Origin of the sequence: Streptomyces roseirectus, assembly GCF_014489635.1 — a bacterium.
Lineage (GTDB): Bacteria > Actinomycetota > Actinomycetes > Streptomycetales > Streptomycetaceae > Streptomyces > Streptomyces roseirectus.
The window spans coordinates 6,265,635-6,284,973 of the sequence record NZ_CP060828.1; the positions used below are offsets into that span (position 1 = coordinate 6,265,635).

The following is a 19,339-nucleotide window of genomic DNA, read 5'->3' on the forward strand; positions in this document are numbered from 1 at the left end:
GCTTCGTCGTGCCGGTCCGGTCGGTCTTCCCTGCCTGTGCGGTGGTCTAACTGGTGCGCAGGTAGCGGGGGTTGGCGGGCAGGTACGGCCTGGAGTCCCCGCCCATCGTCGGCGCGAGCCACCTGTCGTACGCCGTCTGCCAGCCGCCCGCACGGTACTGCGCCAGCACCTGGTTGACGCGGCGCACCAGGTCGTCCGCGTCCTTCCTCATCATCACGCCGTAGTAGTCCTCGGTGAACGGCTTCCCCTTCAGCTCGACCGTGGGGTCCTGCGCGGCCTGGCTCGCCGCGAGCGCGCCGTCCGTGATCACCGCGTCCGCCTCGCCGAGCTGGAGCCGCACCAGGCAGTCGAGCTGGTTCGGCACGATGAGCGGCTTGACGCCGAACTTGCCCTCCTTCAGGTCCGCCTCGGTCGTCGAACCCGCCGCCGCGCACACCGTCCTGCCCCTGAGGCTGTTGTCGAAGCCGGTGAGGGCCAGGGACTTGGCGGCGAGCACCTGCTGGCCGGTCCTGAAGTACGGGGCGGAGAACGCGACCTCCTTCAGCCGCGCGCACGTGATCGTCGTCGTCCGGACGACCATGTCGACCTCGCCGCTGCGGACGGCGCCGATCCTGCGGTCCGTCGGGATCGCCTTGAACTGGACCGCGTTCCGGTCGCCGAGGATGTTCTGCGCGATCGCGTGGACCAGGTCGATGTCGAAGCCCTCAAGGGCCGCGCCCTGGTTGTTCGGGTTGCGGTAGCCCCAGCGGTAGCTGTTCTGGTCCACGCCGACGACGAGTTTGCGCTGCTCGCCGGTGCGGGCCTTGATCGCCGCGATCGTCGGACCGTCCGCCGCGCTCGGCGCCAGCGTCTGCGCCTCCGGGCTCACGCAGGACTCGGCCGCCGGTGCCGTGCGGGCGGCCGGGGTGGAGTCGAGGCCGCTGTCCCGGTGCTCCCGCGCGAGGGGGAGCAGGAGGGCGACGGCCAGGGTGAGGACGCCGACGAGGGCTGCCATGGCGGTGACTCCGCCCCAGCCCCTGAAACGGAACCGCACGGCCGTGCTCCCTTCTGTGCGCGGGGTCGGAGTCTGTGTGCCCGGCGTCCGGGGGGTCGGTGTGGTCATCGGAACTCCGACAGCCTGCGGCCGATGCCGAGGACCGCGCCCGCCGCGCCCAGGACGGCGAGGACGCCCGCGCCGACCGGGAGCCCGGAGAAGGCCGAACGGCCGTCCCGCGCGGCCTCCTTGAACTCGGCCTGCTCGTGCGTGAGCGCGCTCTGGAGGCTCTTGTCGACGGCGTCGAAGGACTGGCTGGTGGGCTCGGTGGAGCCGATCACGCGGGCCAGGGCCTCCTCGTAGTCGCCGTTCAGGTCCTGCGCGCGGGCCGCCTTGTGACGGGTCTGCCACTCGGCCACGCTCTTGTTCGCCGCCTCGACCGGGGCCTCGCCCTGCCCGTCGTCCGCGTAACTGCCCGCGCGGGCGAGGTCGTTCACGAGGTTCGCCATCTCCCGCGTGTACGCCTCGTCGTACTTGTCCTTGCCGTCGACGGTCTCCGCGCCGCGCGACACGAGCGTCAGGTTCTCGTTGCCGCGGGCCTTCAGGGCGGCGATGTGCGCGTTGTGCAGCGCCTCCAGCGAACGCACGCCGTTCTTCTGCGAGCCGTTCAGCTCCACGCGGGCCACGCTGTGCCCCGCCGCCAGCCACAGCAGGACGACCGCGGCGGCGGCCGACGCCGCGACCAGGCCGGGGTTCAGGAGCCGGTTCGTACGCCGGTACTCGCGCAGTTGCGCGCCCGCGAGGACCGCCAGCGCGAGGGCGCCCAGCGCGATCGCCGCCCACGGGTACGCCTTCGCGTCCGCGTAGTCGGACTTCAGGCGGGCGTTCTCGCCGTCGTACAGGCTCTGCGCGGCCGGCAGCATCTCGTCCTGCATCTTCTGGTTCGCGTACCGCAGGTAGGCGCCGCCGACGGGGAAACCCATGCGGTTGTACGTACGCGCGCGCTCGACGAGGCCCTTGTAGACCGGGAGCGCGGTGTTCAGCGTGGTGATCGCCCTCGCGGAGGGGGAACCGGGCTCGGCGCTCGCCGCCGCCGTGACCAGCTGTTTCGCCGCCGTCGCGATGTTGTCCTCGTACCGCGTGCGGGCCTGCGGCGTCTCCTGGCCGCCCGCCAGGAACGCGCTCGACGCGGCGGTGTTCGCCTCCGCCAGCGCGCGGTAGATGTCCGCCGCGTCCGAGGTCAGGGGCTGGCTCTTCAGCAGGACGTCGTCCGCCGCGTCCGCCCTGTCGGTCATCTGCCACGCCGTCACCGCGCCGAACACGATCACGAGGGACGCGATGACCGCGCCGATGATCCTCAGGCGCCCCGGTTCCGTCGTCGCCGCGCGCCTCAGGCGCTCACTGTTCTCCGCCCACGCGCTCCGCCGCCCGCCCACATCCGGCCTCACCACTGCCGACCTCCCCCATGGTCCCGTCCCGCCGCAAGTATCACCGCCCCGCCGCCCACCGCGCACCGGGCTTCACTGGATCTTGATCGCTTCGTGTCACCACCTGCGCATGAACCCTGTGCCCATGAATACGCGGGGGACGGGTGTTCGGTTCCTTTTGGGAGGTGGGGAAGGGGGAATTTGGGGGTAATTTGAGGGTCGCCCTGAGAAGCCTCACAGGGTGGCCCGGCGGGCTCCGGTACTAGGTCTGGCGTCATGGCACAGGGCGGACGAGCGGTGCGGAGGTCGGGGCGCTGAGGTTCGTACGGGTCCGGCGTGCGGAGCCGTCGTGTCGTTGGGCGCCCGAGGACTTCGAGCCCGGGGTCCGGGACACGCTGCTCGGCGTCTTCGACCTGGGACACGGCGGGTACCGGCACTCCCTCGGCGAGCACCTGACCACCACCGACGGCGACCTCCTCGTCCTCCACGAGGTTTGCCTAGACCCGGCCTGGCACGGCCTCGGCGCGATCCTCGTCTCCGAGACGGTCGCGCTGCGGGGTGCGCCGGCGGGGGAGTTCGGGGAGCTGTGCGACGCGTATCGCGAGGCTGGACGTTCCTTGTAGACGTGGCCGGCGACGATCGTCCGGGGCACGCGTCCCCGGAGTCCGTCCGCTGCTTACCGGCTCCCGTCCCGGAGTCCGTCCCCCTTACCGGATCCCGTCCCCTTACTTACCGGCCCCCGCCCCGGCCCCCGCGCCAGGCCCCGGTGCGGTGAGCGGTGTCGCCGCGTTCGACTGGGGCGAGTTCGCGTTGGAGAAGGCGGACGGGGCGGCGATGGTGTCGGAGGGGTCGGCCGGGGGTTCCTCCGGGGGAAGGGGGACGCCGCCGACGATGCGGATGTCGGCCGCGTCGAACGCCCGCTTGACCCGCCAGCGCAGCTCCCGCTCGACCGTGAGGGACTTGCCGGGCATGGTGCGGGCGGTGAGGTGGATGACCATGGAGTCGAGGAGGACGGAGTCGAGGCCGACGACGTCGATGGAGGACCAGAGGAGTTCGTTCCAGGGCTCCTCCTTGGACATGCGCTCGGCGACCTCGGTGAGGGTGGCCTTGACGCGGTCGAGGTCTTCCGTGGGCTTGACGGTGACGTCCACCCCCGCCGTCGCCCAGCCCTGCGACAGGTTCCCGATGCGCTTGACCTCGCCGTTGCGGACGTACCAGATCTCACCGTCGGCCCCGCGCAGCTTGGTGACGCGCAGCCCGACCTCGATGACCTCACCGGTGGCGACCCCGGCGTCGATCTGGTCGCCGACGCCGTACTGGTCCTCGAGGATCATGAACACGCCGGACAGGAAGTCGGTGACGAGGTTGCGCGCGCCGAAACCGATCGCGACGCCCGCGACACCGGCCGAGGCGAGCAGCGGCGCGAGGTTGATCTGGAACGTCGCCAGCACCATCAGCGCGGCCGTCCCCAGGATCAGGAACGACGCGACCGACCGCAGGACGGACCCGATCGCCTGCGACCGCTGATGCCGCCGCTCCGCGTTGACGAGGAGCCCGCCGAGCGCGCCGTCCACCGACTCGACCGTCCGGTTCATGCGGTCTATCAGCTTGGTGATCGCCCGCAGGACGACCTTCCGCAGGATCACCGCGATGACGATGATCAGCAGCACCCGCAGCCCGATCGCGAGCCACGTCGACCAGTTCTGCTCGACCCAGCTCGCGGCGTTGGTCGCGCTCTCCTGGGCGTCCTGGAGCGTCGGCACGATCACGGCGGGTGACTCCGACGGGGACGGCGACGGTGTCGGCACGGCGTCGGCGAGCAGGGCGGCGGACAGGGACACTGCGGATACCTCCAAGTACGGCGGCCCGAGGTCACGAAACGGTCACCGTACGGGCAGGCACACCACACTAACGGGGCATTGTGTGGAGGTCTGTCCGATCGGGCGGACAGAGACCTGTCTCACCCGTGCTTGAAGGCCCCCGGCGGCGGCAAGACATGGGGTGTGGTCGAAAACACTCCCAGCCCGTTACCGGGACATGGTGGCGCGTTCACCAGGCAAGAGGAGAGACTGCTAGCAGATCGTCCCGGCGCGAGCCACGCGCCGCCGACGCCCAAGGAGGCATCCGTGCCGCATGTCCTGGTCCTCAACGCGTCGTACGAGCCCCTCGGCGTCGTACCGCTCCGCCGCGCGCTCGTCCTCGTCCTGGAGAACAAGGCCGTCTCCTTGGAGGAATCGGGCGCCTTTCTGCACAGCGCGACCGTCACAGTCCCCGCACCCAGCGTGGTCCGGCTCAAGCGATTCGTCCGGGTGCCCTACCGGGGCCCCGTCCCCCTCACCCGCCGCGCGCTGTTCGCGCGTGACGGGGGCCGCTGCATGTACTGCGGCGCCGTCGCCACCAGCGTCGACCACGTCATCCCGCGCAGCCGGGGCGGCCAGCACGCCTGGGACAACGTGGTGGCGTCCTGCCGCCGCTGCAACCATACGAAGGCCGATCGCCACCTCACCGAGATCGGCTGGCGCCTGCGCCACAAACCCGCCCCACCCACCGGCCTCGCCTGGCGCATCATCGGCACCGGCCATAGGGACCCGCGCTGGCTGCCCTACCTGCGGCCCTACGGCGCGGACGACGCACTCGCCCGGATCGACGGCATATCAGCCTGAGACCCGGGCTTTCGCATACCTGCCCTGGGAATCCCCTCGCGTTCCCGGGGCAGGTGGTCTGAGGGCTGGAGGTTCTCAGGGCAACCCCCTACGCCTGACGTAGCTCCTCCGGGCGTACCGTCCGCCCCAGCAGCGGCAGGGAGGTCGCCGCCGCCAGCAGGCACGTCCCGTACACCCCGAGAGGGACCAGCACCATGCTGTACGGGAGAGGTACGTCCGTAAGCTCCCCGTACCAGTAGCCGAGGAGCGCCCCGCCACCGCCGGCGAACAGGACGGCCGGTGCGAGCGGGAGCGCCGTCTCCAGCAGCAGCGCCCGCGCCAGGACCGAACGCGGCACCCCGGCGGCGACCTGCGCGGCGAGCCCCCGGCGCCGGCTCGCCAGCGACTCGGCGGACCCGACGGCGAGACCGGACAGGGCGATCAGCAGCGCGAGCCCGATGGCGGCGGCGGTGAGGTCGAGCCCGGCGAGGTAGAAGTCGTCGTCGGCGGCGTAACGGTGCTCCCCGAACCCGTCGACGAGGACGGCCCGGACGGCGACGTACCCGGTCCCGATGACGGTGATGAGCAGCACCGCCGCATGCGTACGGGCCGCCGCCCACGGGTCGTCGCGCAGCCGCTCGGCGGCGATGAGGACGGCGGCGGAGCGGGCGCGCGGCGCGAGGAACCCGCCGGCGAGCCGGGCCAGCGTCCCGGCCGTCGCCACCGCACCGGCCCCGGCGACCGCGACCAGCAGCACCGCGAGCGGCGGCAGCAGCGAGGCCCGGATGTCACCGGTGAGCACCACGAACGTCAGCGAGAGGACGACGGCGACCGTGCCGACGGCGAACATCCCGCCCCGCCCCTCCGGCCGCACCCGCCGCACCAGCCCCAGCGGCGACGCCACGACATGCCGCAGCGCGAACACCCCCGCCCCGGCGCCGAGCAGCGGCACGGCCACCGCGACGACGGCCATGCCGGTCCATGTGTAGAGCGTCGCCCCCTTCCAGATGCTCGCCAGCACGGACACGCAGACGGCACTGGCGGCCCCGGCACCCAGCAGACACGCCGGTCCGGTCTCCAGCGCGGCGATCCTGCGCACCTGCGCCGCCCCGGCCCCCGCGAGCCGCAGCCCCGCGAGCCGCCGGTCCCGGTGCACGGCCCCGATCCGCGCGCACTGCCCGAGGAACGCGAGGACGGGGATGAGGAGCAGCCCCAGCACGAAGATGGTCCCCCGCCGCTCCCCGGGATCGTCGAACAGCCCGGCCGCGTACGGGATGTGATGCCGACCCCGCAACGAGTACAACGCGGCACCGACCTGCCCCAGCCCCGTCGCCAGCCCCGCCCCGACCGCGGTCAGCCCCACCCGCCACCACTCCCGCCGATCCGAACCCCGCAGAAGCGCCCAGGCGAGCCGGAGATCGGTACGGAGGCCGGTGCGGGGGGAGTTGGCGGGGGCGGGGTGGTGACGGGGGTTGGTACGGGGGGAGTTGAGGCGGGGGGTGGCGGAACGGGCGGCGCCGGGGCGGGAGTTGGCGTGGGTGACGTCGCGATGGGAGCTGTCGCCGGAGTCGCCGCGAGGGTGGTGGCGGGCGGTGTCGTGGCGGGGGCTGCCGTTGGAGTCGTCGTGAGGGTCGTCGCGAAGGTTGTCGTGGTGACCGGCCTCGCGCGAACTGCCCTGACTGCCGCCCCGATTGCCGTCCTGAGCGCCGCTCCGGCTGCCGCCCTGAGCCTCGCCCCGAGCGATCTCCCGAGCGATTTCCCGAGCGGTGTCCCGAGCGCCGTTCCCATTCGCCCCCGTGACCCCCTCGTCAACTGCCTTGTCGTCGCGCCCCTTTCGGAAGTCGTTCATGCCGCGACCCCCGCCGGCCTGACCGTGCCGTCGGCCATGTGGACCTCGCGGTCGGCGTATGCGGCGACCTGGGCGTCGTGGGTGACGAGGAGGAGGGCGGTGTTGGTGTCGCGGGCGGTGCGGGTGAGGGCGGTCATGACCTGCTCGGTGGTGAGGGTGTCAAGGGAGCCGGTGGGCTCGTCGGCGAAGACGACGCGGGGCTGGGTGATCAACGCCCGTGCGAGGGCGACGCGTTGGGACTGGCCGCCGCTCATCTCCCCGGGCCGCAGGGCCTCTTGGGCGAGGACGCCGAACCGCTCCAGCCACTCCCGGGCCTGCGCCCAGGCGCTGTCCCGGCGCCGCCCGGCGAGCAGCAGCGGCAGGGCGACGTTGTCGAGCGCGGTCAACTCCGGTATGAGCTGCCCGAATTGGAAGACGACGCCGAAGTCGCTGCGGCGCAGCTCGCTGAGCCGCTTGTCGCTGATCGCGTCCAGCCGTGTGCCGTCGTACACGACCGTCCCCTTCTCCGGCCGCACGATCCCCGCGAGGCAGTGCAGCAGCGTCGACTTGCCGCTCCCGCTGGTCCCCGTGACGGCGAGGATCTCTCCCGCCGCCAGCTCCAGCGAGGCGTCCCGCAGGGCGCGGGTCGGGCCGTACGTCTTGGCCAGTCCGAGCCCTGACAGAAGTGCGGTGTCCTTCATCCGGCGTCGACCTCCGCGGTGAGTGTGGTGAGCCGGGCCCCCGTGGTGGTCATCCAACGGAGGTCGGCGTCAAGGTGGTTGAGGGCGTAGTCCGCCGACAGGACGGTCGCGAGGTCCGCGCCGGCCCCCGTCTTCACGGCGGTGAGCTCCCGCATCCGCGCCATGTGCGCGGTCCGCTGCGCGGCGAGGTAGGCCGCCGCGTCACCGCCGCTCAGGATCGAGACGACGACCTTGGCGAAGATCTCGTTCGCGACGAACGGCGCCGGCGGGGCGACCTCGGCCGCCCAGACGCCGAGCTCGTGGACCCCCTTCTCGGTGGCCCGGTACATCGTCCGCTCCGGCCCCCCGTCCGAGTCGGTCCCCTCCACCTCCGCGAGCCCGTCCCGCACGAGCCGCTGCAACGTCGTGTAGACCTGCCCGTACGCGAGCGGCCTGGCCTGCGGAAACCGCTCGTCATGCCGTCGTTTCAGGTCATAGCCGTGACTCGGGCCGGTGGCGAGCAGGCCGAGGAGGATGTGGCGGGTGCTCATGGCGGCCAGTATGCACCACGTACATGTACTGAGTGAATAGTGGCCCATGCGTCGACCCCCGGAAGGGGGCCGTGCGGGTGGTGTGCGGTCAGGCCGGGAGCGTGCCGACGAGGACGAACTCGTTGTACGGGAAGACCTTGCCGACCGGGCGGGGGAAGGGGAAGGAGTAGGTGCGGGCGACGGCGACCTTCGCGGTCTCGGCGTGCTCGCGCAGCTCCTCGAAGCCGACGAAGCGCACGTGCGTGGCGTCCGTCTTGTAGCCCGCCTCCTGCGGGGTGATGAGGACGACCTTGCCGCCGGGCTTCACCAGGGGCAGGTACTGGGCGAGGACGTCGACAGCCAGCGCCTCGTCCATGTGCTCCAGGACGTGCGCGCACAGCAGGCTGTCGAAGGAGCCGGGGCCGCAGTCGGGGGCCTCGGCGAGTTCGTCGGGGGTGTACGCGGTGAGGCCGCGCTCGCGGCATGTGGCGACCGAGTGCGCGTTGTGGTCCACGCCCACGCTCTGCGGCGAGCAGTTCAGCAGGTTCCGGCCGAGGCCGCAGCCGACGTCCAGGACTCTGCCCAGTTTCAGCCGCCGGAGGTTCCACCGGTAAGGGGCCTGAGTGGGCAGCAGCCGCTTGATTCCCGACGTCTCCAGGCGGGTGAGGCGCTTGGTGTAGTCGGCGGACCGGGTGTCTGACATGGGCTCTCGCACGGGGTGGAGGGGAGGGGCGCGCGGAGCCGTTTGCGCAGGTGAGGGCCTTCGGCCCGCCGCGCCGCGGGCATGCGGCCATGGGGTGATGGCCTGGCTGAAAACCGTTGTGTGGATGCTAGTGGCCAAAGGTGAGAACGGGAACCCGCCGTTCCGAAAGTCGTCGCACCCATGCTGCGGGGGTTTCGTGACCATGGCGTGAAATCGCAGTTCGCAGGGGTGTCGGCCGACGGAGGTCGGCGGCGGTTTTGGTGGCGCCGGCACGCCGGTGTCGCACGACAAGAGGCATGAGTGCGGGCCCCTGCCCTCCGAAGTCCAACTCTTCGGCGCGAGAGCCCTGTTGATGGTGTCGTTGCTCAGTGGACGGTGCGGTTCACCAAGGGGAGGTGGCGGAGCATGAGCAGTCCACGGCTCTCGGTGCGCACGCCCGGCCCCGGGCCGGTGTAGTCCGCGCCCTCCTGGAAGACCATGGATTCGCGCACGGCGATCTCGTTGGCCAGTCGTTCCACCTCGGCGGCGCCGGCTTTCGGGAGCCCGTTCAGCATGTCGTCCGCGAACAGCTCCCAGCGCCAGTCAGCCACCGGCGACCTCTCTGTGCGCGGCCCGGACGATCTCCCCGGCTTCGCGGATCGCGCGTTCCCGTACGGCAGGGTCAGGGCTGTCGACGGCGCGCTCGGCGGCGTGCAGTCGGCGGGCTGTCTCCGGATGCCGTTCGATCTCGACCACCACGGCCCACTGTCGGTAGAACATGCGGATCGGTACGACGCTGTCCTCGTCCCCGGCCCGGACGAACGCGCTCTGAAGGTCTTCGAAGAACTCGGGCAGACGGGAAGGCGTGACTGCCGCGACAGCCTGCCTGAGGGCGGGCAGTGTCAGTTCGGGTCTGGGGATGAGGGGACCGTCTCCACCCGCATACGGTGTCGTCATCGGCCGCCCCTTCCGTTCACCCGCTTTCTTTCCGGCACAGGCCCCACGCTAGCGCGATCCCGCCGGGGCGGTCCCGCCGTTCACTCCGCTCCGGTTTGTGGGACACGGATGCACCCGTGCGACAGCGACGTGTCTCCTTCTGGGCTCGCTGCTTCAGCCGGGCAGCTTCCACTCCGCCCACACGGTCTTGCCGACGCCGTCGCGGGGCCCGTGACCCCAGTCGTCGCACAGCGCGCCGACGAGAGCGAGCCCCCGACCGAACTGCTCCGCGGGGCTCGCTTCGCGGGGGTGCGGGACGCGCTCGGCGCGGGGGTCGCTGACCTCCAGTCGGAGCGTGGTGTCGACGACGGCGAGCCGGACCCGGATCAGGCGGCCCCGCAAGCTGCCGTGGAGGATCGCGTTGGTGGTGAGTTCGCTGGTGACGAGGGCGACGTCCGGGGCGAGGGCGGGGTGACCCCAGGCGGCGGCGAGGTGAGCGGTGCGGGTGCGGGCGCGGGTGACGTTGTGGGGGGTGGGGGTGTAGTCGAGTTCGTCTTCGTGGTGGGTGGGCATTGTTCCGGCCTCCCTTGCGTGACTGGTTGGCCCGAAGGTAGGGGCGTTCGATTCTCAGGCGCAAGCGAAACGGAGATTATTGTCTCCAAAGGGTGACGCGCTGTGGTTCATGAGACACACTGGGTCGGTGACTCGTACGACACCACTGGGCAACCGGACCTCAACTGTCCTGGCGCGCAAGCTGGGTGGAGAACTGCTGCGCCTGCGTGACGCCGCTGGCATGACCCAGCGCCAGGCAGCCGAGGCGATCAACGCCACCAACTCGAAGATCGTGAAGATGGAACAGGGCTGGGTGCCGATGCGGGACCCGGATATTCGGATCCTCTGTGAGGCGTATGGCCTTGAGGACGCTGAGGTGTTGGGGCGGCTGCTGGAGTTGGCGAAGTTGGACCGGGAGCGGCGCAAGGCCAAGGGGTGGTGGCGTGGCGCGCCCTACGTGGGTCTGGGGGAGTACATCTCCATGGAGGAGATTTCCACGAGCATCCGGAGCTGGCAGATTTCGCTGATCCCGGGGCTGCTCCAGACGGCCGCGTATACGCGGGCACTGGGTGTGGCTGACTCCAGGTGGGAGGACCCCGATGAGATCGAGGTCGCAGCGCAGCTGAAGCAGAAGCGTCAAGGCTGCCTGTTGGGTGAAGACCCTGTTCAGCTCTACGTCGTGATCTGGGAAGCGGTTCTGCGCCAGCAGATCGGTGGGCCTGAGGTGATGCGCGGTCAGATGGAGCGGCTGTTGGAAGCGTCAACGCTGCCCAACGTTCGGCTCCAGGTGCTTCCGTTCCGTAGCGGGGCGCACCCGGCCACCGCCGGTCCGTTCAGCATCCTTTCCTTCGCTGAGGAAGGTGCGCTCGACGTGGTGCACAGCGACACCCACACGGGGATGGTGTGGATGGAGAATGAGGAGGACAGCGCGTACTTCAATAGGGTGTTCGATGGCGTTGCTCGGCTCAGTCTGTCTCCACATGACTCCGTCGAGCTCATCGACAGCTTGCGCAAGGGAAGTTGAACCACCGTGCCCGGTTATCAGTTCGTGAAGTCCAGCTACAGCAACATCAACAATGACTGCGTCGAAGTCGCCCGCAACATCCCCTCCACCATCGCCGTCCGCGACTCCAAGACCCCCGACGGCCCCCTCCTCACCCTCGCCCCCTCCGCCTGGGCCGCGTTCACCGCCTCCCACCGGACGCCGTGATCACCGCTCGCCCCCTCACCCCGGCCTCCCTCGGCGAGTTCACGACCAGGTCCGTGACCCACGCCGCCGCGTCCGGTGTCCACTCGGGCGCGGACGCGGTGAACGTCGTCTCGGTGGTCCTGGTGGGCAACTCGCGTTGATCGATGCGCAGTTGCCCGATGGACCGCTGGGCGGTGTGGGTGAGTACCTGGGCCGGAGGGAACTCCGAGTCCGCCGAGATCGTCACCGTGATGCCGGTCCTGGCCGCCGGTGAGGTGAGGGCGTACCAGTCCGCGTCCGTCCGGAGGTCGAGGGCGGTGTCGGGGGCGAGGCGCAGGGGGACGTGGGCGCTGAGCGCGGTGAAGGTCACGTTCCCCATCCGGTACAGGGAGTCGGTCATGACCCGGGTCATGGGGAGGACCGGGAGGTGCTGCCGGGCCATCCCGGCCGTGGGGTGGACCGTCAGCCAGGCCAGCCGCCGGTTCCGGCCGTCCTGCGACCAGTCGTTCCCGGCATCGGCATGGCCCCAACGGGCGCCCGCGAGATCGCTCAGGCCACCGATGAAGGCACTGCTCCAGCCGTACGCGGCGGCCCGTTTGACGACGAGGCTGAACAGATCCTCGTCCAGATCATGGTCGGCGCTGACCTGATCGATCCAGGGGTGCCGCCGGAACACGCCGTGGATCTCGACGGTCATCGCGCGGCCCGTGTCGTCGTTCTCGGGGGTGTCCTGCACGAGGTGTTCCACCTGCCTCTCAACCGGTGCCGCAGGCGCGGACTTTGACGGGGCACCAGTCTGTTCGCGCCGACGCCGGGACCGGCTCACGCCCGCTGGAGTTCGCGTGGTGTCGGGTCGGGAGTGGTCGGGCGGGTGGTCGGCCTGAGCTGGCCGACGATCGTCGCGGTCAACGCGATGGACATGCCGGTGAGTTGGAGGGGGGTGAGGGGCTGGGCGAGGGCGGCCCAGCCGATGAGGGTGGCGGTCAGGGGGGAGAGGGAGGCGAGGAGGGAGACCTGGGTGACGGAGAGGCGGGCGATGCCGCGGAACCAGAGCCAGTAGGCGACGGCGGTGTTGGCGAGGGCGAGGTAGAGGTAGCCGGAGACGGCGCGGCCGTCGAGGGCGGGTGGGGTGCCCTCGGTCAGGAGGGCTACGGGGGTGATGAGGAGGCCGCCGGCGGTGAGTTGCCAGCCGGTGAGGGTGAGGGGGCCTACCCCCTCGGGGCGGCCCCACTTCTTCGTGAGGACGGTGCCGGCCGCCATGGACGCCGTCGAAGCCGTCGCCGCCGTAATACCCAGGAGGTCCAGCGCGCCGGCCCCCTTGAGGGCGACGAGGGTGACGCCCAGGGCCGCCGCCATGCCGGTCAGCAGGGGGCGGACCGTCGGGCGTTCACGCAGCACCAGCGCCGAGAGGGCCAGGACGAACAGGGGGCCCACCGAGGAGACGGCCGCCGCCATCCCGCCGGGGAGGCGGTACGCGGCGAGGAACAGCAGCGGGAAGAACGCGCCGATGTTCAGGGCGCCGAGCACGCCCGCCTTCCACCACCACGCGCCGCGCGGGAGGGTGCGGGTGAGGGCGAGGAGGAGCAGGCCGGCGGGCAGGGCGCGCATCAGGCCGGTGAACAGGGGGCGGTCCGGGGGCAGGAACTCCGAGGTCACGGCGTAGGTGGTGCCCCAGGAGACGGGGGCGAGGGCGGTGAGGAGGACGGTTCTCATGGGTGACCTCGGCTCGGCGAGTAGCTTGACTCTAATTAGCTTAGCGCTAAGCAAATTAGAGTCAAGTGAATCAGGGGTCACTTGATGCCGGCCGACCGAGGGATACTCACCCCATGACCACGCCCCCCAAGGACCCCGTGGACGCGATCGTCGACCAGTGGGCCACCACCCGCCCCGACCTCGACACCGCCGCGATGGAGGTCTTCGGCCGCATCTCCCGCATCGCCCGCGCCATGGGCGACCGAGCCGAACGTGCCTACGCCCCCTTCGGCATCTCGCGCGGCGAGTTCGACGTCCTCGCGACCCTCCGCCGCTCCGGCGAGCCCTACTCCCTCTCGCCGCGCGAACTCTCCTCCACCCTCATGCTCACCACCGGGGGCATGACGGGGCGCCTCGACAAACTCGAACGCGCCGGGCTGCTGCGCCGCTCACCCGACCCCACCGACCGGCGGGCCCTGAGGGTCACCCTTACGGGGGACGGACTCCAGGTCGTCGACCAGGCCGTGGCCGCCGGGCTCGCCGTCCAGCAGGGGGTCATCGCCACCCTGGACACGGAAAAGGTCGGCCAACTGGCCGACCTGCTGCGAGAGCTGATGGCAGGAGCCACCCAGGACTAGGGCTCTAGCTCTCAAGAGCTACGCAAACACGACGAGCGCCGCCTTCACCCCGTACAGCGGTGAAGGCGGCGCCCGTGAAACTCAGACGGACGTCAGACCTTGGACGGCTTCGGCTCGCGGTCCTTCGACTTGTCCAGGACCCAGACGAGGCCCATGATCACCGCGAAGATGGCGAGCGGCGCCACGACGAACAGGCCCAGCGTGTCGACGACACTCAGACCGGGACCCGGGTCATCGCCGTCGTCGCGCGTCAGCGCGAGCGCGGGGGACGACATCAGCAGCATCATCAGCGTCGTACCGGCCGCCAGGGTGCCGGCGCGCAAGGCGTTCTTCTTGTCCACGGTGCAAAAGTAGCGAACGCCGGACGCCCCCGCGCGCGCGGGGTGCCTTATCGGGCACACCGGGGGTTCCCCCGGGAGCCGGGAGCCGGGAGCCGGGAGCCGGGAGCCGGGAGTCGGGAGCCGGGGGCCGGGGGCCGGGGGCCGGGAGCGGGGGGCCGGGAGCCGGGAGCCGGGGGCCGGGGGCCGGGAGCGGGGGGCCGGAAGCCGGAAGCCGGGAGCCGGGAGCGGGGAGCCGGGAGCCGGGAGCGGGGAGCCGGGGGCCGGGGGCCGGAAGCCGGAAGCCGGAAGCCGGGGGCGGGGAGCCGGGAGCGGGGGGCCGGGAGCCGGAAGCCGGGAGCCGGAAGCCGGGGGGCCGGGGGCCGGAAGCCGGGGGGCCGGGGGCCGGGAGCGGGGAGCCGGGGGCGGGGAGCCGGGGGCCGGGGGCCGGAAGCCGGGGGCCGGGGGCCGGGAGCCGGGGGCGGGGGGCCGGGGGCCGGGAGCGGAGGGCCGGAAGCGGGGAGCCGGGAGCCGGGAGGCGGGAGCCGGGGCCGCAGGGCGCGCGCCTCGGCCCGCCGCCAGTCCATCCCGACGTCCGCCCTGGCCCGACGCCCATCCCGCCCCGACGTCTGCCCCGTCCCAACGCCCGCCCCGCCCCGCCGCGATGCCGCCGCCCCGCCTGTTCGCCGACGCGAGACGCCCCGCCCCGGCTTCGGCCCACGGCCACGCCGCCGCTCCGGCCCGCCGCCGCGATGTGGTCGTCCCGGATCGCCGTGCCGCCCCGGCGCCGAGCCGTCGTTAGCCCGCAGGCGTCGCCGCCGAGGAGCCTCCCTCCGGCTCCGGCCCACCCCGCCCCCCTCGCACCGCAGCGACACCCCCCACTCCGCCCCTCCCGCGACACCCCCTCCCACCCCGCCCCAACACCCGCCCCACCACGCCGCCCCCCGCCCCCCACTCACCCCACCCCCCGCACCACCTCAACCAACGCCCGCAGCCGAGGCGAAGCCGCCAGTTCCTCCAACCCCACCGGTCGCCCCTGAGCATCCGCGATCGGCAACCGCCAGTTCGGATACTGATCCCACGTCCCCGGCAGGTTCTGCGGACGCCGGTCCCCGATCGCGTCCGGCAGCCACAGGCCGACCAGGGAGGCGGGCGTACGGGTCAAGTACCGGTAGACCGCGCGGACTTGGGATTCTTCGTCGGCGGAGGAGTCGCCGAGCACGCCCAGCCACTCGCGGACGTCGGCCGCGGCCGAGGCCCGCTCGCGCTCAAGGGGCCCGCTCAACAACCCCAGCCGGTCCATGAGTTCGACGTGTGCGCCACTCAAGCGGGCGGCGGTCGGCGGAAGATCGTGCGTGGTCGCGGTCGCGAGGCAGTCGGGGCGCCAGAGTTCGGCGGGGACGGGACGCCCGTCCCCGTCCCAGTCGCGTTCGAACCACAGGACGGACGTCCCGAGCACCCCCCGCTCGCGCAGCGTCTCGCGGACGCCGGGCTCGACGGTGCCCAGGTCCTCCCCGATGACGACGGCGCCGGCGCGCGCCGCTTCCAGGACGAGGACGGCGAGCATGGCCTCCGCGTCGTAGCGGACGTACGCGCCGTCGGCCGGGGACCGCCCCTCCGGCACCCACCAGAGCCGGAACAGCCCCATCACGTGGTCGATGCGCAACGCGCCCGCGTACCGGAACAGCGCCCGCAGCAGCTCACGGAAAGGCCGGTACCCCGACTCGGCGAGCCGGTCGGGACGCCAGGGCGGCAACCCCCAGTTCTGCCCGAGGGAGTTGAAGGCGTCAGGGGGTGCGCCCACCGACATCCCCTGGGCGAAGAAGTCCTGTTGGGCCCAGGCGTCGGCGCCCCCGGGATGCACGCCCACGGCCAGATCGTGCACCACCCCGAGACTCATCCCCGACTCCCGCTGCACAGAGGTGAGTTGGGAGTGCGTGTACCAGGCGAGACGGCTGTGGAAGTCGACCCGGTCCATCAACTCCCGCCGCGCACGGGCCGTTTCCTCCGACCGAGGATCACGCAGCGCCCGCGGCCACCGCGTCCAGTCCGCCCCGTGCACCTCCGCCAGCGCGCACCACGTCGCGTGGTCCTCCAGCGCCTCCCCCTGCTCCGCGAGGAAGTCGCAGTACGCCGCCCGCCGCCCCGGCCCGAGCGGCAGCGCGACGACCGCCTCCAACGCCTCCCGCTTCAACGCCCACACGGCGTCCCGGTCGATCAACTCCCCCTTCTCCAGAACCCCTTCGCGCAGCCGCCCGCCCCGCTCCCGCAGCGACTGGAACAACGCCCCGTCGACGTAGGCGAATTCGGGTATCTCCTCGACCCGCAGATACACCGGATCCGGGAACCGCCGGGACGACGGCCGGTACGGCGAAGGATCGGTCGGCGCCCCAGCCACCTCGGGCACCCCAGCCACCTCGGGCACCCCCGGCACCGCCGCATGCAACGGATTCACCTGCACGAACCCCGCCCCGAGCCCCCGCCCGCTCCACTCCACCAGCTCCCGCAGATCCCCGAGGTCCCCCATCCCCCAAGACCGCCGCGACAGAAGGGAGTAGAGCTGCACGACCATCCCGTACGACCGCGAGACCGGCGTGGGAAGCCGCCGGGGCGCGACGACGAGATGCGCGTCCCCGGCCCGCCCGTCCGGCAGCACCACACTCAACCGGTGCACCCCGAACGGCAGTTCCCCCACCCCTTCCCGGACCTCCCCCTCCTCGGTCACCACCCGCACCTCGGCCCCTTCGGGAAACGCCGGCGCCGCCTGCCCCTCCCACCACACCACCACCGGCGCCAACACCCGCTCCCGCAGCACCCGTTGCCGCTCCGCCAACGCCCCCCGCACCGCCTCCGCACTCCCCGCCTCCACCCCGAACGCCCTCAACACCCCCCGCAACGCCTCCTCCGAAGCCTCCACCACCCGCCCCGCCCCCGGACTGAAGGCCCCCGCCACCCCGTACAACTCGGCAAGCCGCACCAACTCCTCGTCGACCACGCCAACCTCCTCGCCAGCCGGGACGGGTCCACCCCCAGCACTACCCCGTGGGCGGACGAGGAAGCGGCGTCCACGGCCCCGGTGTTTCCCGACCCACCCCCAACTCCCCACATCGCCCACTACAGTCCCATGTGGTGCCCTACGTCACACGACATGGGTACGGGGGAGCTGCTTCGAGAACTGGGGGGTTCTGTGCGGGAGATGGCCAAGGGGTCGAACGTGTCACTGGCGGCACTCAGTGAGAGCGCCGACTCCGTGATGGTGCGGCTGAGTTGGGTGAGCCCGACGGGGGAGGGCGACGCCGACGTGTCCGTCCTGCTGCTCGACGGGAACGGAAAGGTGCGCGGCGACGGGGACTTCTACTTCTACAACAACCCCGTCGCGGCCGACGGCAGCGTGCAGTTGCTGGGCAAGGCCCCGACCGACACCGGCGACGAGGACCGGATCAGCTTCGACCTGACCGCCGTCGCGCCCGGCGTCGAACGGATCGTCGTCGCGGCGAGCCGCTACGGGGGCGCGGGATTCGGGGAGTTGGAGGAGCTGAAGGTCACGCTGGCCGACGGGAGCGGCGAAGGGCTCGCCGGGTTCGCCATCGAGGACGCGGGGACGGTCAGCGCGATCATCTTCGGGGAGCTGTACCGGCGGGGCGAGGAGTGGAAGTTCCGCGCCGTCGGACAGGGCTACGCCAGCGGCCTGGCCGGCCTCGCCGCGGACTTCGGCGTCGACGTCGAGGACGACGCGGAGCAGGACGACACCGAAACGGAGGAGACACCGGCGCAACAGGAAACACCGGTCCGCCAGGACCCCACGCCCGCCCCGACCCCCGCGCCTGGCCTGATCCCCGCTCCCCGCCCGCCTGCCGAGACAGAGGCAGAGACAGAGGCAGAGACACCGACCCCGAAGAAACCCACCCGCCCCCGCACCGCCCGCAAGAAGGTCACCGTCCCCGACGTCCCCAAGAAGTCCCTCGCCGAGAACGACAGTTGGCAACCGGCAAGACTCTTCCCCGTCTCCGCCCTGAAGAGCGACCGCGACCGCGAGACCCGCGCGACGTCCGTCCTGCTGTCCGTGATGGCACAGGTCCCGGAGTTCGGCCGCAGACTCACCGCCGCGTTCGGCGCCCCGGCGGGCCGGATGGAGACGTTCACCGAGGTCTCGCTGCCGCACGGCGACACCCCGAGACGCCCGGACGGAGTCATCCGCGTCGAACGCGCCGGCAAACTGTGGACCGCGCTGGTCGAGACGAAGACCAACGGCAACGCCCTCAAGTCCGAACAGGTGCAGGCGTACATGGACATCGCCGCCCGGCGAGGCTACGAGGCCGTCATCACGCTCTCGAACGACGTAGCCCTCGAAGGCAGCCCCCTGGTGGACGTCAAGGTCGACGGCCGCCGCAAGCACAAGGTCGCCCTGCGGCACCTGTCGTGGGCCGAAGTCGCCCACCAGGCCCAGATGTTGATCCGCCACGAGGGCGTCGGCGACAAGGCGCACGCCTGGCTGCTCCTGGAACTCCTGCACTACCTGCGCCACGACAACTCCGGCTGCCACGGCTTCCAGAACATGGGCGCGGCCTGGGTCCCCGTCCGCAACGGCATCGACGACGAGACCCTGTGCGCCGGCGACCCGCGCGCCCTGGACGTCGTTGAGAGCTGGGAACGGCTCGTCCGGCAGATCTGCCTGAGCCTCGGCGGTGAACTCGGCCAGAAGGTCCTGCCGGTGCAGCGGGCCAGACGCGGCGCCGACCCGAAGGAGCGCCGCAGCCGCCTCGCCGACCAACTCTGCCTGGACGGACGACTTTTGGCCGAACTGCGGATCGAGGGCGCCCCCGGCATCCTGACCGTCTGCGCCGACCTGCGCACGGCCAGGATCCGGACGTCCGTCGAGATCCCGGCCCCCGCCAAGGGCTACCCCCTCAGCTGGGCCAAGCGCCTGGTCCGCCGCCTGGCCGACGCCCCGGCCGACCTCCACGTCGAAACCCTCGTCGAGGGGGACACCGGCGGGCCGAGGGGCACGCTGGAACGCCTGCGCCCGGAACCCGCCGACCTGCTCCCCAAGAACGCCGACACCCGCATCACCGGCTTCCGCCTGTCCCTGTTCAAGAGCATGGGCGGCGGCCGGGGCAACGCGGAGACCGGCTTCATCCGCAGCGTCGACGACGCCGTGACCCGCTTCCGCACGGCCGTCGTGGCCCACCTGGAGTGACGCGAGGCGCCCAGCGCCGTACGAGCCGCACAGACGAAAGGCGCCCGGAGCCACAA

At 71.8% G+C, this 19,339-nt stretch carries 19 protein-coding genes; 5 read left to right on the forward strand and 14 right to left on the reverse strand.

Going from position 1 to position 19,339, the window contains the following annotated elements:
* Window positions 1-46: 46 nt before the first annotated feature.
* The 3 genes from IAG44_RS26800 to IAG44_RS26810 all read right to left on the reverse strand — a co-directional run bounded on the left by IAG44_RS26800 (window position 47) and on the right by IAG44_RS26810 (window position 4,241).
* Entirely contained in the window at window positions 47-994 is a 948-nt protein-coding gene (locus IAG44_RS26800; RefSeq protein ID WP_246562123.1) for a glutamate ABC transporter substrate-binding protein, read from the reverse strand.
* Window positions 995-1,098: 104 nt separating this feature from the next.
* Complete coding sequence (locus IAG44_RS26805) at window positions 1,099-2,424, reverse strand: hypothetical protein (protein WP_425508469.1); 1,326 nt, start codon at window positions 2,422-2,424, stop codon at window positions 1,099-1,101.
* A gap of 701 nt (window positions 2,425-3,125) precedes the next feature.
* Entirely contained in the window at window positions 3,126-4,241 is a 1,116-nt protein-coding gene (locus IAG44_RS26810) for a mechanosensitive ion channel family protein (RefSeq protein ID WP_187749631.1), read from the reverse strand.
* Between the two features lie 285 nt (window positions 4,242-4,526).
* On the opposite strand from IAG44_RS26810, the gene IAG44_RS26815 reads away from it, so the two are divergent.
* Window positions 4,527-5,063, forward strand: a complete 537-nt coding sequence (locus tag IAG44_RS26815; RefSeq protein WP_187749632.1) for an HNH endonuclease — start codon at window positions 4,527-4,529, stop codon at window positions 5,061-5,063.
* 88 nt (window positions 5,064-5,151) lie between these two features.
* Here IAG44_RS26815 and IAG44_RS26820 read toward each other — a convergent pair whose 3' ends face one another.
* The 7 genes from IAG44_RS26820 to IAG44_RS26850 form a co-directional block, all read right to left on the reverse strand.
* Window positions 5,152-6,891: an ABC transporter permease gene (locus IAG44_RS26820; protein ID WP_343075751.1), complete on the reverse strand. Its 1,740-nt coding sequence runs from the start codon at window positions 6,889-6,891 to the stop codon at window positions 5,152-5,154.
* Complete coding sequence (locus tag IAG44_RS26825) at window positions 6,888-7,571, reverse strand: ABC transporter ATP-binding protein (RefSeq protein ID WP_187749633.1); 684 nt, start codon at window positions 7,569-7,571, stop codon at window positions 6,888-6,890. Before IAG44_RS26825 ends, IAG44_RS26820 begins: the two co-directional genes overlap by 4 nt.
* Window positions 7,568-8,101: a PadR family transcriptional regulator gene (locus tag IAG44_RS26830; protein WP_187749634.1), complete on the reverse strand. Its 534-nt coding sequence runs from the start codon at window positions 8,099-8,101 to the stop codon at window positions 7,568-7,570. Before IAG44_RS26830 ends, IAG44_RS26825 begins: the two co-directional genes overlap by 4 nt.
* 88 nt (window positions 8,102-8,189) lie before the next feature.
* Complete coding sequence (locus IAG44_RS26835) at window positions 8,190-8,783, reverse strand: class I SAM-dependent methyltransferase (RefSeq protein WP_187749635.1); 594 nt, start codon at window positions 8,781-8,783, stop codon at window positions 8,190-8,192.
* Window positions 8,784-9,148: 365 nt separating this feature from the next.
* Window positions 9,149-9,373: a hypothetical protein gene (locus IAG44_RS26840; protein ID WP_187749636.1), complete on the reverse strand. Its 225-nt coding sequence runs from the start codon at window positions 9,371-9,373 to the stop codon at window positions 9,149-9,151.
* Window positions 9,366-9,719 (reverse strand): hypothetical protein, encoded by a 354-nt coding sequence (locus IAG44_RS26845; protein WP_187749637.1) that lies wholly within the window; start codon window positions 9,717-9,719, stop codon window positions 9,366-9,368. The genes IAG44_RS26840 and IAG44_RS26845 overlap by 8 nt, the downstream gene beginning before the upstream one ends.
* A 153-nt stretch (window positions 9,720-9,872) precedes the next feature.
* The gene (locus IAG44_RS26850; protein ID WP_187749638.1) at window positions 9,873-10,271 is read right to left on the reverse strand and encodes an ATP-binding protein; all 399 of its coding nucleotides are present in this window, start codon (window positions 10,269-10,271) and stop codon (window positions 9,873-9,875) included.
* A gap of 127 nt (window positions 10,272-10,398) precedes the next feature.
* On the opposite strand from IAG44_RS26850, the gene IAG44_RS26855 reads away from it, so the two are divergent.
* On the forward strand, window positions 10,399-11,274 hold the full coding sequence (locus IAG44_RS26855) for a helix-turn-helix domain-containing protein (RefSeq protein WP_281404304.1): 876 nt from the start codon (window positions 10,399-10,401) through the stop codon (window positions 11,272-11,274).
* A gap of 6 nt (window positions 11,275-11,280) precedes the next feature.
* Window positions 11,281-11,460, forward strand: coding sequence for a DUF397 domain-containing protein (locus IAG44_RS26860; protein ID WP_187749640.1), 180 nt, complete (start codon window positions 11,281-11,283; stop codon window positions 11,458-11,460).
* Here the strand turns inward: IAG44_RS26860 and IAG44_RS26865 are convergent.
* Both IAG44_RS26865 and IAG44_RS26870 read right to left on the reverse strand, forming a co-directional pair.
* On the reverse strand, window positions 11,435-12,187 hold the full coding sequence (locus IAG44_RS26865) for a hypothetical protein (protein ID WP_246562126.1): 753 nt from the start codon (window positions 12,185-12,187) through the stop codon (window positions 11,435-11,437). The genes IAG44_RS26860 and IAG44_RS26865 overlap by 26 nt on opposite strands.
* Before the next feature lie 74 nt (window positions 12,188-12,261).
* On the reverse strand, window positions 12,262-13,152 hold the full coding sequence (locus IAG44_RS26870; RefSeq protein WP_187749641.1) for an EamA family transporter: 891 nt from the start codon (window positions 13,150-13,152) through the stop codon (window positions 12,262-12,264).
* A 113-nt stretch (window positions 13,153-13,265) separates the two neighbouring features.
* On the opposite strand from IAG44_RS26870, the gene IAG44_RS26875 reads away from it, so the two are divergent.
* Window positions 13,266-13,769 carry a MarR family winged helix-turn-helix transcriptional regulator gene (locus IAG44_RS26875; RefSeq protein WP_187749642.1) on the forward strand — a complete coding sequence of 168 codons (504 nt, stop codon included), beginning with the start codon at window positions 13,266-13,268 and terminating at the stop codon, window positions 13,767-13,769.
* A 92-nt stretch (window positions 13,770-13,861) separates the two neighbouring features.
* Here the strand turns inward: IAG44_RS26875 and IAG44_RS26880 are convergent, their stop codons facing one another.
* Together IAG44_RS26880 and malQ are read right to left on the reverse strand one after the other, a co-directional pair.
* Window positions 13,862-14,110 (reverse strand): hypothetical protein, encoded by a 249-nt coding sequence (locus tag IAG44_RS26880; RefSeq protein WP_187749643.1) that lies wholly within the window; start codon window positions 14,108-14,110, stop codon window positions 13,862-13,864.
* Window positions 14,111-15,041: 931 nt separating this feature from the next.
* Window positions 15,042-17,081 carry a 4-alpha-glucanotransferase gene (malQ, locus tag IAG44_RS26885; RefSeq protein WP_187749644.1) on the reverse strand — a complete coding sequence of 680 codons (2,040 nt, stop codon included), beginning with the start codon at window positions 17,079-17,081 and terminating at the stop codon, window positions 15,042-15,044.
* A gap of 201 nt (window positions 17,082-17,282) precedes the next feature.
* Between malQ and IAG44_RS26890 the strand changes: the two genes are divergently transcribed.
* Window positions 17,283-19,283 (forward strand): TerD family protein, encoded by a 2,001-nt coding sequence (locus IAG44_RS26890; RefSeq protein WP_187749645.1) that lies wholly within the window; start codon window positions 17,283-17,285, stop codon window positions 19,281-19,283.
* Window positions 19,284-19,339 lie beyond the last annotated feature (56 nt).